Annotated in this window: 13 protein-coding genes; 1 reads left to right on the top strand and 12 read right to left on the bottom strand. The window is 60.7% G+C overall.

The features are described 5' to 3' along the window. The 12 genes from EOD07_RS08075 to EOD07_RS08020 all read right to left on the bottom strand — a co-directional run. Positions 1-726 (bottom strand): AraC family transcriptional regulator (locus EOD07_RS08075; protein WP_164772121.1); only part of this gene is annotated, 726 nt, incomplete at its 3' end. Further along, complete coding sequence (locus tag EOD07_RS08070; RefSeq protein WP_127234880.1) at positions 726-1,019, bottom strand: DUF1330 domain-containing protein; 294 nt, start codon at positions 1,017-1,019, stop codon at positions 726-728. The genes EOD07_RS08075 and EOD07_RS08070, both read right to left, overlap by 1 nt. Before the next feature lie 36 nt (positions 1,020-1,055). After that, positions 1,056-2,282, bottom strand: coding sequence for a Xaa-Pro peptidase family protein (locus EOD07_RS08065; RefSeq protein ID WP_206519436.1), 1,227 nt, complete (start codon positions 2,280-2,282; stop codon positions 1,056-1,058). A 103-nt stretch (positions 2,283-2,385) separates the two neighbouring features. Next, a complete protein-coding gene (locus EOD07_RS08060) occupies positions 2,386-3,528 on the bottom strand; it encodes an aromatic ring-hydroxylating dioxygenase subunit alpha (protein WP_164772120.1) in 1,143 nt (380 codons plus the stop codon). A 33-nt stretch (positions 3,529-3,561) separates the two neighbouring features. Then, positions 3,562-4,773, bottom strand: a complete 1,212-nt coding sequence (locus EOD07_RS08055) for an FAD-dependent oxidoreductase (protein ID WP_127234874.1) — start codon at positions 4,771-4,773, stop codon at positions 3,562-3,564. A 29-nt stretch (positions 4,774-4,802) separates the two neighbouring features. After that, entirely contained in the window at positions 4,803-5,594 is a 792-nt protein-coding gene (locus EOD07_RS08050; protein ID WP_127234871.1) for an aspartate/glutamate racemase family protein, read from the bottom strand. Positions 5,595-5,720: 126 nt separating this feature from the next. Beyond that, the gene (locus EOD07_RS08045; RefSeq protein WP_127234869.1) at positions 5,721-6,041 is read right to left on the bottom strand and encodes a non-heme iron oxygenase ferredoxin subunit; all 321 of its coding nucleotides are present in this window, start codon (positions 6,039-6,041) and stop codon (positions 5,721-5,723) included. A gap of 118 nt (positions 6,042-6,159) precedes the next feature. Continuing rightward, positions 6,160-7,410: an aromatic ring-hydroxylating dioxygenase subunit alpha gene (locus tag EOD07_RS08040; protein WP_164772119.1), complete on the bottom strand. Its 1,251-nt coding sequence runs from the start codon at positions 7,408-7,410 to the stop codon at positions 6,160-6,162. A 132-nt stretch (positions 7,411-7,542) separates the two neighbouring features. Beyond that, positions 7,543-8,370 carry a transporter substrate-binding domain-containing protein gene (locus tag EOD07_RS08035; RefSeq protein ID WP_164772118.1) on the bottom strand — a complete coding sequence of 276 codons (828 nt, stop codon included), beginning with the start codon at positions 8,368-8,370 and terminating at the stop codon, positions 7,543-7,545. Positions 8,371-8,419: 49 nt separating this feature from the next. Beyond that, positions 8,420-9,079 (bottom strand): amino acid ABC transporter permease, encoded by a 660-nt coding sequence (locus tag EOD07_RS08030; protein WP_127234861.1) that lies wholly within the window; start codon positions 9,077-9,079, stop codon positions 8,420-8,422. Further along, on the bottom strand, positions 9,076-9,720 hold the full coding sequence (locus EOD07_RS08025; RefSeq protein WP_127234858.1) for an amino acid ABC transporter permease: 645 nt from the start codon (positions 9,718-9,720) through the stop codon (positions 9,076-9,078). Before EOD07_RS08025 ends, EOD07_RS08030 begins: the two co-directional genes overlap by 4 nt. Next, positions 9,717-10,523 (bottom strand): amino acid ABC transporter ATP-binding protein, encoded by an 807-nt coding sequence (locus EOD07_RS08020; protein ID WP_127234883.1) that lies wholly within the window; start codon positions 10,521-10,523, stop codon positions 9,717-9,719. Before EOD07_RS08020 ends, EOD07_RS08025 begins: the two co-directional genes overlap by 4 nt. Before the next feature lie 449 nt (positions 10,524-10,972). Between EOD07_RS08020 and EOD07_RS08015 the strand changes: the two genes are divergently transcribed. Then, positions 10,973-11,449: TetR/AcrR family transcriptional regulator (locus EOD07_RS08015; protein ID WP_164772117.1), on the top strand; the 477-nt coding region annotated here is incomplete at its 3' end.

The raw sequence follows: 11,449 nt of genomic DNA, 5'->3' as shown, positions 1-11,449 counted from the left end.
GCGCAGACTGGCGGGCATGGCAGGAGAGCAGGCTCCCTCGCGTGCGTGACCCGCGCCCATGTACCGACAGACGGTACCTGCAAGCTCAAGGCCGGCTTCCTTGTCGATAGTGTCGATCATCATATCGAAGGCCGCAAAGCCGCCGGAGCATGTGACGGTCGCTCCGTCTCTGACGAAGCGTGCGGTTTCCACGCTGAGATCATCGAAACGCTCGGACAGAGCGACTGCCTTGCTCCAGTGAATCGTGCACCGGGCTCCGGCTAGCAGTCCGGCCTTGGCAAGCAGCCAGGTTCCTGTTTTGCTTCCGAAAAGCGTGGCCCCTCGTTTCGCATAGAGCCTGACTAGCGAAACAGCGGTAGACGAGCAAAGGCGCTCGACCTCCTCGCCAGCACAGACAATTGCGGCATCGGGTACTTTGCCGGAACGAACTGCGATGAGCTCGGCTTCAAAATCGTTGGCCACGCCAATCTGGATACCGCCGGCGCACTCGACCAACCCACCGGAGGGCCCTACCAGCCGCCATCTGAATAACTCGCGCCGCGATAGAGCGTTTGCCAATCGTAGCGGCTCTATGATCGACGAAAGACAGACCTGGGAAAAGTTGGGAAGGAGTAATATCGCCAACTCATAGGCTTGCTTGCCAGTTGCGCCAGGTCGAGCTCGTCCCTTTTCCGGTTTCCCGAAATGCGGTCGATGGCGAGCCTTGTGGCGAATAGCGAAGTCCACTATCCCATCTCGCCCTTCAGGATGAGAAGCTCGCGGTTAGAGGCTTGAAGGGCGAACCTTCGAGCTTCCCCGTAATCGGGGTCGTCATAGCAGGCCAGGGCTAGCTCGTATGAAGGGAACTCCACGACGATGACACGGCGTGCATCCCGGGCTTCCTTAAGCAGCGGCGGAACCTTGAGGGGACTAATGCGCGCCTGGTATTTTTCGGCGATCGGCTTCCACAGCCTGGCGTATTCGCCTTGAGCGTCGTCATCCGAAATCTCGGTCCCGACGATCAGCCAGTATCCTTTCATACGATCGCTCCTTCGTGACGCGCTGGGCCATGGAGGCTACTCCAGGAATTCCGACTCCCAGGGATATGTGGAGATCGGCTCGATGCCGTCGGAGGTCACCAGAACCTGCTGCTCCAGCTTCACGCCGTCGCGTTCGCCGACGGCCCCCATATAGCTCTCGATGCACACGACCATGCCTTCCTGGATGACTCCGTCATACGGGTTTTGTCCACGATAGACCGGATTCACGCGGGGGAACTCGTCGGTCATGCCGACGCCGTGCAGCACGCAACAGTAGGCGTTCTCCTTGTATTCCTCTGGGGTCTGCCACGCGCGCTCCTGGATTTCGGCAAGCGTGATGCCGGGCCGGACGAGCTTGGAGTTGTACTCGATCTCCTCTAAAGCCAGCCGATAAAGTTCCTTCTGGCGAGCGCTGGGGCGCCCCGGACCGCAGAAGAGCGTTCTGGATATGTCGGCGAAATAGCCGAACGGCCCCACCATATCGGTGTCAAAGGCTACCAGGTCGCCCGCTTCGACCTTTCTGTCGGTCGCTTCCTGGAGCCAAGGATTGACGCGGGGCCCCGAGGCGAGCATGCGGCCGTTGTGCCAGTCGCCGTTGTTGGCCAGGTTCGTGTAGTTCAGCAGTCCCCAAAGCTGGACTTCCGAGACTCCGGGGCGGAGCGCCGCCTTGACTTGGCTGATGCCGTGCTCGGCCACTTCGACGGCCCATTTGATGCACATGACCTCGTCGGGGGATTTGATGATGCGCGCCTCTTCGGCCACGGCGATGCCGTCGATGACTTCCAGGCCGCGCTGCAGGAGGGCCTGCGTGAGGCTCGGATTGACGTATTCGACCGCGACGCGGCGATTGTCGGAGCCGATTTCGGAGAGATAGTCGCAGATGTCCTGGGCGATCAGTCGGGCGTTCTCGGGAAGCTCCGGGCCGCCGTCGAAATATGTGTTCTGCCGACCGACGCGAACGTAGTCGGCACCAGGCGGATTGCCATAGACGTTGTAAGCCGCGATCGGCCCTTCGACTGGCACGAACGCGTAGGTCGTGTGGGCATGCGACTGCCAGAGCGGATAGGTCCGATAGTCGAGCGCGTATCGCAGGCTGATCGGATTGACGAGCATGGCCATGGCCGCACCGTGCTGTCGCAACGACGCGCGCATCCGCTCTGTTCGATAGGCGTAGAGCCGGGCCTGATCGACGCTGGGAAGCGGCCGGATGCGGGAAAGATCGCTCCAATCGTCGTTTAGCACGCGCGCGTCGGGACTGGTCACTGATAGCTCCTTGCTACTGCTCGCATTGCGGGGCGGCGGTCACCGACAAAATCTCTCGCCAGCTGCAGGCCGTCTTGCCGTCGCGAAAACTGCAGTCAGCTGGTTACTCCATCATTTGAAGATAATGATCGAGGACAGGGCGTACCGCGCCTTCTGCGCGCGGATTGAGCGGCCCGGGCACGAAGGTTCGTGACAGAACCCCTTTGTAGTTGCGCTCGCAGAGTTCCTTGTCTTCCGAATTTGTCGCTCGCCAGACCTCCACGACGCGATCGGTCTCATAGTCGACGCCCTCGACCGCATCCTTGCGGACGTACCAGATCGTGGTCCATTGCACCTCGCTCACGGAGAGCGGGTTCATGACGTGGATGATGGCGTGGTCGACGTGGAAGAGGACGCGCGTCAGGACAGGCAACAGTCCGAGGCCTTCTGCCACCTCGAGCGGGAGCGTCGCATCCTCGGAATGGCGTCCAAGCGGCTTGCTGACGAGATCGCCAGTCATGGAGACGGTCACGAGACCCTTTCTAACTGGTTCGCCGCCAAGGAAGCACGCACCGCCCCAAGTCGCCGTCTGGTCGTAGGACGACTGGATGTCGAAGGCGATGCCGAGTTCAGGGTGCGAGCCGGCGCAGTGATAGCATTCCAGGTAGTTTTCCAGGAGCGTCTTCCAGTTGCCCTGCATCACGAGCTGGTCGCGGCAGATTTCCTTGATGTTTTCCGGCTCCAGCTTGAGAAGTCCCGCCGGCGGCTCGCCCAGCGCTTCGATGAGCGTCTGCTCGGGATTCGGCGACAGGTTGACGAATATCATTCCAGCCCAAACCTCGGCAGCGGCCGGGTTCAGCGCCAGCTTGTCGTAATCGATGCACTCCCCGTCCGGCATCATCGGCGCGCGACGCAGGCCGCCGTTCAGCTCATAGCTCCATTGATGGTACGGGCAGACGAACAGCTTGACGTTGCCGTTGCCTGCCTTCGTCAGCTGCGAGCCGCGATGGCGGCACACATTGAAATGCGCCCGAACGGTTTCGGCGCTCTCGCGAACGATGATGAGGCTCTCGCCCGCGAAGGTGTGGAGGAAGTAGTCGCCGACGTTCGGGATCTGCGACACGTGGCCCGCGAACGTCCATTGCTTGAAGAAGACCTTATCGATCTCGCGTTCGAAGATTTCCTGCGAGACGTAGTAGTCCCGGGTGAGCGTCGTGTCGGTTGCGCGGGGGACAGGAGCGCGCTTCGGCCTTTCGATGGTGTTCATGGTCATTCCCTTTCAAACGCCGCGGTCCAGCGGTTAACCTGATTGCGTCCAGAGACGTGCCAGATCGAATTCGGCTTCCTGGAGCGAATTGAGATGCAATTCTCCGCGAGCCATCAGCTTTCGCGTCAGCATGTGGTCGCGCGAAGCGTTGATCGTATCGAGAGCGATGATGCGCCCGTCGCGATGATGCCAGATTGTGTGACTGCTCTCAGACGAGCGCAGGAACGAGCCGTCGGAGCCGTTGGGAAAGCCGACTGACTGCAGGCGCAAATCGTATTGATCGCTCCAGAACCAAGGCAGGGGAGCGTACTCGGCTTCGAGGCCACAGAGCCGGCGCGCTACGACATCGGCTTGGTCAGAGGCGTTCTGCACTGACTCAAGCCGAACCAGATCGCCGTCGCGTGGAAACGTCGCGCAATCGCCGATCGCGAAAATCCTGTCGTCAGACGTTGCGCATCGCGTGTCCGTGACAATCCCGCGATTGACCGCAAGGCCCGCCTGTTCCGCCAGCGCTACGTTCGGCACCGCGCCGATCGCGCACAGCACGATTTCGGCGTTCACGCGCTCGCCGTCGGCCAAGAAGACGTCGAAGCCGGATCCGCCCTGCGCGACTCGCGTCACCGTGCTCTGGATACGGAACGAAACCCCATGGGCTTCGTGCGCGGCTTGAACGATCCCAGCAAGCTCGGGACCCGCCACACGAGCCAGCACGCGTGGGGCGGCCTCGATCACTGTCACGCGCTTGCCCAGGAGCGCTGATGACGCGGCCACTTCCAGGCCTACGTAGCCTGCGCCTATGATCGCGATGCTCTGAGCACGGCCCAGGTCGGCCTTCAGGCGGACGGCATCGGCGATGTTTCGAAGGACATTGAGGTCCCCCCCAGTTTCATCGACGGTTTTCGGCAAGCTGCGCGGTGACGCGCCGGTCGCGAGGACGAGCTTGTCATAGGATAGGACATCGCCCGAACCCAGCTTGAGCATGCGCGCGAGCGGATTCAACTCGACCGCTGCACTGCCGAGCCGAACCTCTACGCCGTTCTTGGCCAACTGGTCTTCGCCGCGGAAATACAGATCCGACGGCTGCACCTCCTCGCCCAGGAACTTCTTGGAAAGGGGAGGCCGATTGTACGGCGGATGTTTCTCGTCGCCGACTAGGACCACGCGGCCTTGGTAGCGGTGTTTGCTCAGCCCGGCCGCAAGGGCATTTGCCGCGTGGCCCGTACCGACAACGACGAGCGTCTCCACCGGCGCGTCACAAGGTCGAAAGGGTTCCGTCACCGTCCGAAATCCGGCTTCGTCGAGTTCCAGACCCTGCGAGCACGCGCGAACTCGTCAGCGAAATGTCCCGTCGGCTTCATGTAATAACCTTGCCGCGCGATGAAGTAGCCACCCTTCTGTCGAAGATCGGCCAGGCCTTCCGCCATCTTCAGAGCCATGAGATTGGGATTGATGATCGGGACTTCGGACGGTTCGCCGCCGTCCATCAGGTATTCCTGATATATCGCAGCGATGATGGTGCATCCCATGATGACGGTTTCCGCGCCGAACCGTTTCGCCGCCTCCTTGGACAGGTTGACGACGTCTCGCGCCACGGCGCCGCGATCGTTGATCATGTCCTTGACGAACCAGTCGATGGCGTCGACCCCGCGCACAGAGTTGCCCTGGCCGTTGCGTTGCGCCTCGTCGTAGATGTAAGGGACGGCCTTTCGGTGGTCTGTCAGCACCATGGTCGAGTGCCCGTAGTAGGCCGCCATCTGAAACGAGGCCTCGAGCGGACCCACAACGGGAATGTCGACGAGCTCCCGGGCGACCCGGACGCCGGGGTCGTACAGGCATCCGACGATCACCGCGTCGTAGCCCTGCTCCTCGGAAACCATGACGCTCTCGTAGAGGGACTGCTCGATCATGTGCTTGGAATAGAAAAAGTCGATGTCGGGCGGACAGGCGTCGAGATGGGTCACGTCCATCGTCGTGTCAGCCGCGCAGAAATGACCAAGCGTTTTCTTGATCACTTCATCGTATGCCGATGATCCGAACGGGTTGATGAAGTTTATGCGCCGCGACATGGCCTGCCTTTCGTAAGCTCTTTCGATCTGGAACCTGCCGCCCGGCGGCTTGTGGTCGGTTGATGCGTTGCAAGGTCGTTGGATGGCCTGGCTGTTAAACGCGCAGTCCCGCCGACTGCAGATGGCTCATATCGAGCACTGCACCCTGGCTCCCTCCGTCCTCACGGCGTAGGTCTTCAGGGCACAATCCGCCGGGCCGCGCTCAACTTGGCCCGTCTTTACGTCGAACAGCGCGCCGTGCAGGGGGCATTCGATAGTCCCGTTTTCGAGCCACCCCTCCGACAGGAGCGCGAATTCGTGGGTGCACACGTTGTCGGTGGCGAAGAGACCGTCCTGCAAGCGATAGACGACGATCCGGCGCTCGCCATGCTGGAACTCGTACATGCCGCCCTCGTCGATTTCGTCGACGCTGCACACGTCGATCCATGCCGTGTCGGTCAGGTCCATATCTCACCTCTCAAGGGTTGCCCGAGGCAGCCACGGGAGCCGCTTGCGAACTGTTCGGCGCGATTGCTGCAGCCAGGCTGACGTGTTCAGCGCCAGCTCCCCGGAGCCGGCGAAAATGTCACAGCGCATTGGCAAGCGACGACATATACCACTCGGTGAAACGCACCGTTTTTTCCTCGATGGGGAGCGCATATGGACCCGGCGTATAAAAGCGGGACGAGACGCCGCGCTGGTTCTCTTCGACGATTTTCTTGTCGGCCCCCGCGGTCACTCTCCACATCCAGGTGAGATCGTCGCGATCGTAATCCTTGCCTTCGACCGCGTCCTCACGCACGAGCCAGACTACGGCGAGTTCCGTTTCCAGCAGGGACTTCGGCGTGTACCGGAAGATCGCCCCGTAGTCCCCGTAGCTCAGGCAATGGTTCATCGGGCCGATGTAGCAAACCGACATCCCGTTGTCGTAGCTCTTGAATTCGCCCATCAAAGGGGCGAGCGGAGAACCGTCCTTACTCGCGGTGCAGGCGTTCGCCGTCATTGGATAGCGGTTGGAATAGGCCTGTTCCTGGCCATCGAGAGCGGCGAGCGCCCAATGATCGCGCGTTTCCACGCGGATACCCTGCGCCTCCGCCTTCGCGTTCATCTCGGCGATGAGCTTTCTCTCGCTCGCCGTCGACTGGCCGTGGACGACGGAGAATTCCGGATGCGACGGCGCGCAGTGGTAGCACTCGACCTGGTTCTCCAGCGCGAGCTTCCAATTGGCCGAGAACACGACGCTCGACTGATAGGCCACTTTGGCGTTCGCCCAGCCGTAGACTCCGAGCGTGGCGTTGATGTTCTCTTCGCAATCGTCGAACGCCAGAGGCGCGTCCGAGAGGCTCACGAAGATAAGTCCCTGCACGACCTTCGTTGGCAGCGGTTTCAAGCCGAACCCCTGCTTGTCGAAATCCCGCGGCATCATGCGGGCATGGGCGAGCGATCCGTCGAGCCCGTACGACCAGGCGTGATAGGGGCAGATCAGCATACCACCCCGTGCGTGGCCGGAAGTGTCGCAGATGCGCGAGCCGCGATGGCGACAGACGTTGGCGAAGGAACGGATTTCGTTGTCCGCGCCGCGCACCACGATGACGGACTCGCGGTCGTAGTCGAAAACGAGGTAGTCGCCGGCGTTCGGAATGGCGCTGACATGATTGACGCACTGCCAGTGCGGCATCAGCACCTTATCAATGTCGAGGCGATAGATCTCGTCGGAGAGATAGAATTCCGGCTGAAGGCTGTAGTTCTTGCGTTGCTTGGCCAGAAGGGAGCCGATGCTCGCCTTGGCGTTCGCGCCCGACGAAAGCGCTTGCTCAATTCTCGTGATCTCGTTCATGGCTTTGCCTCCCGAATCCATAGCGTCGACTTCAAGTCGCCCGCGTTCGATCGCCTGTGAGCCGTGACGATGCCGCCGCGGCACTCAGCTGAGACGGGCGCGCGTTCGTTCCGCACGCGCGCCCGTACGATGTCACTTGACGAGTCGCGGCTCGCCCACGTCTCCCATCTCGGGCTTGTAGCCGGCGTCCGTGAGCCACTTGGCCAGCGTGCCGTCCTTGTGGATCCTGGTGACGGTGTCGTCGAGCGCTTCGCCCAGACCCTTGTTGCCGAGCGTATAGAGAAGTCCGCTCTGCGGCGGCTGCATGGTGTCGGGTATGCGCGGGTCCGACTTCACCAGCGCAGTCTTGAAGCCCTTCAGGCGACCGCTCTTTTGGGCTTCGACAGGAGCCACGGATCCGTCGAGCGCTACGTCGACCCGGCCAGCTTCAAGGTCCGTGTACATGGCAAGGCCGTCAGGATACTGCTTGAGCTTCGCGCCGAAGACCTTTTGAAGCGTGGCGTTCCAGGTATAGCCTGTGACGGTGCCTATCGACTTTCCCATCATGGCATCGACCGTATCCAGCCCATCCTTCGAGATCGAGGTCATGGGATCGATATAGGTCGGCGCTGAAAGGCCGACGACTTTCGTACGGGCCTCCGAGCGATACCAAGCCCCCACAGCCACATCGGCCTTCCCCGAGACGACGGACTGGACAACGGCTGCCGGAGCGAGATTGAGTGGAACCACCTCCAGACAGTTTGCCTTGGCGGTCTCCTCAACCATCTGGGTGTCGATGCCCGAGATCTTGTTGTCCTGGGTCACCATCGAGAACGGGGGATAGTTGTAAATTGCGACGGTGAGCTTGCCGGGAGTCACGGTCTTGACTTCGTGCGCCGGCTTGCAGTCGTCGGCGTAGGATGCGGTGGAAGCGGCTACGAGTGCCGCGACGGCACCGACAATACTTTTAAGTGCAAACATTGCCAATTCTCCTCTTTGGCTTGTATTGTGTATTTTTAGTATTGCCCGGTCATCGGGTGTGTTTCCCGAGCCGTTGCTCAAGTACTCCGACCGCGATCGTTGCGGGAACGCAGATTGCGGCATAGAGAATTCCTGCAAGAGACAAGATTTCCATGTAGCGGAACGTGTTTGTTCCGATGACGTACGCGTTGCTCGTCAGTTCGGGCAGCGCGATCGCGAAGCAAAGAGATGAGGCCTGTAACATCTGGGTCGCAAAGCCCAGAAGCGCCGGAGCGGCGACCCTAAGTCCCTGCGGGATGATGACGAACCGCAACGTGTCCACCCGCATCATTCCCATGGCCGATGCGGCTTCGACTTCGCCGAACGGCACCGACTCCAGACCCGCCCGGATGATTTCGCTGGTGTAGGCGCCCGTATTCCACGCCAGGGCGAAGACCGCCGCGGCGAAAGACGACAGCGTCAATCCGCCTTGGGGCAGCCCAAAATAGGCGAACTGCAGCACGACGAGAGCGGGGGCGCCGCGGCCTATCTCCACGATACAAAGGGAAATCAGATTGGGCAGCCTCGCCTTTGACTGCACGCCGAGAGCGAGAAGCAGCCCCAACGGAAAACCGATGGCGAGCGCGGCCCCCGTGACCTGCAGGCTAACGGTGAGGCCGTCAAGCAGCGCCGGCAGGCTGTCGAGCCAAAAGCTGAGAAGGTCGTTCACAGCGCGACCCTCGCTCGAAGCTTTTGATCGGCGGCGCGCGCGAGGGCGGCGACAGGCAAGCTGATCATTATGTAGAAGAGAGCCGCGACCGCGAATACAGGCAGCCCCTGATAGGTCGATTTCGCGATGTAGTTGGCGTTGAAAGATATGTCGGTCACGCCGATCGTCGACGCGATCGCGGAGTCCTTCAGCAGTCCGACCGCGTAGCTCGCGGAGGACGGGAGGGAAACCCTCAGAAGCTGAGGCGCGATGATGTCAAAGTAGGTGCTGTACGACGGCAGTGCGAGCGCTTCCGATGCCTCCCATTGACCGGCATGGATTGCGCTGGGTGCGCCTCGGTAGATTTCCGCCATGTTCGCTGCGGTGATCAGTCCGAGGCCGAGGACCACTCCCTCGAAAGCAGACATGGGCAAGTAGCCCGATCCGAGGCCGAAAAAGAACACGAACACCCAGAGGAGCGGCGGAACGGATCTGAAGAGGATGATGTAGACAAGCGCTATGACGCGCAGCAGCGCGAACTTGGATAGGCGCATCGCGCACAACGGCAGCCCTAGAGCGGCGCCCAGGACGAAGGCTGCCGCGGTGACGGCGAGGGTCCAAGGGATGCCCGTCGCCACACCTAGGAACATATCCGCGGTCATCGATCCTTCACCGCTTTCAGGAATCGCTTGGCCCGGTCCGTCTGCGGGTTTCGCATGACCTCCTTGCTGAGGCCCTCCTCGATGATCTTTCCGTCGGCCATGATGATCACACGGTCCGAGACCGTCTCCGCGAAATTCATTTCATGGGTGACGACGAGCATGGTCATGCCCGAACGGGCCAGCTCCTGCATCACCAGGAGCACTTCCAGGCCCAGTTCAGGATCGAGCGCCGAGGTCGGCTCGTCGAAAAGCATGATCTGCGGCTCAAGGGCGAGAGCGCGAGCGATCGCGATACGCTGCTGCTGGCCGCCCGAGCACCTGGCAGGATATTGATCTGCCTTGTCCGCCAGTCCGACACGGGCCAGAAGTTCCCGGGACCGCTTGTCGGCATCCTTGCGGGAGCGGCCTAGAACCCGCTCCTGGGGAAGGCTCACGTTCCGGAGAACCGACATGTGGGGGAACAGGTTGAAGGATTGAAAAACCATGCCGACAGACCGGCGCAGCGAGGTCAGCTGGTTAGCCGTCGGCGGGATCGACTCGTCGATGGCGAGATCGCCGACGACGACGCGACCGCTTGTCGCCGGCCCGAGCATGTTAATGCAGCGGAGAAGAGTGCTCTTGCCGGATCCGCTTGGGCCGATAATGGCGACCACCTCTCCCGATTTCAGAGTGAGGTTCACATCGTCGAGAACGACATGCTTGCCGTACACTTTACGGATCGCCTCAAGCCGCAGGATGGGCTTGTCGGGTTGCCCCGCGAGCTCCCTTCGCGGCAGCTTGAGGGTGTCTGGGTCGAGGTTCATCATTGAGGACTGATATCCTTCGGACATCTTATTTGACCGAAGAGTATGTAAAAAATTCTGATCAGTCAACAGAGGCATTGCAGAATCGAGCTAGGGCGGGATCGCCAGGCGAACGCATCTGGACGGCGCGGCTCGTTTCCTCGTCCGAAATCCTCCAAGCTTCGGAACAATGCCCGGAGGCACGGAGAAGCCGCACAAAGGCTGAAGAAAGGATCGGCGGATGGTCCGAGTGTATTGGCTCTAATTCCCGCCCCTCGGATGAGTTGGAAGTCACGGCATGGCTGAAGCAGAGCGTCCTCTGACTTGCCGAACTCCTTCGGTTTTTTAGACTGACGACAGGAATCTATTGACGCTCTGGTCGAAATTTCTATAAGCCTGTAATGTGCGCGTTGCGCGATTCCGTTCGGTTGAGCGATCGGGCGGTTGCAATGACAGGAATGGTGAGCTTGATGAATCTGACGCTTCGGGAAGAGCTAAAGGCAAAAAAGCAGGCCTACGTGCAGGACGAGATCCTTGCCACCGCCGCGAAGCTCTTCGCCGATGGGGGGATCAGAGGGGTAACGATCGACGATATCGCCTCGAGCCTTGGGTACACCAAATCCGTCGTCTATTACTATTTCAAGAACAAGAACCAGGTGCTGTGGGAAATCTTCAACAAGATTCACGATGCCTGGTGGGCGGACATGGAATCCCTAGTCAAGACGGACGATCCGCCGGATGTGATTCTCGCTTCCATGATCCGGAAACACGCTCTCAACGTTATGGACCGAGCTGCCTGGTCGGCGATCTATTTCCGAGACCAAGGCGAACTGACTGATGCGCAGCAGAAGGTCATCACCAAGCGGAAGAGGGAATACGACCAGCTATTCAAGCAGGTGTATCAGAAAGGTGTCGAGCAGGGCATTTTCCGGGACATTCCAACGACG

This window comes from Mesorhizobium sp. M2C.T.Ca.TU.002.02.1.1, from assembly GCF_003997225.1.
The sequence above is the reverse complement of the archived record's forward strand: the minus strand, read 5'-3'. Positions and strand labels throughout refer to the sequence as shown.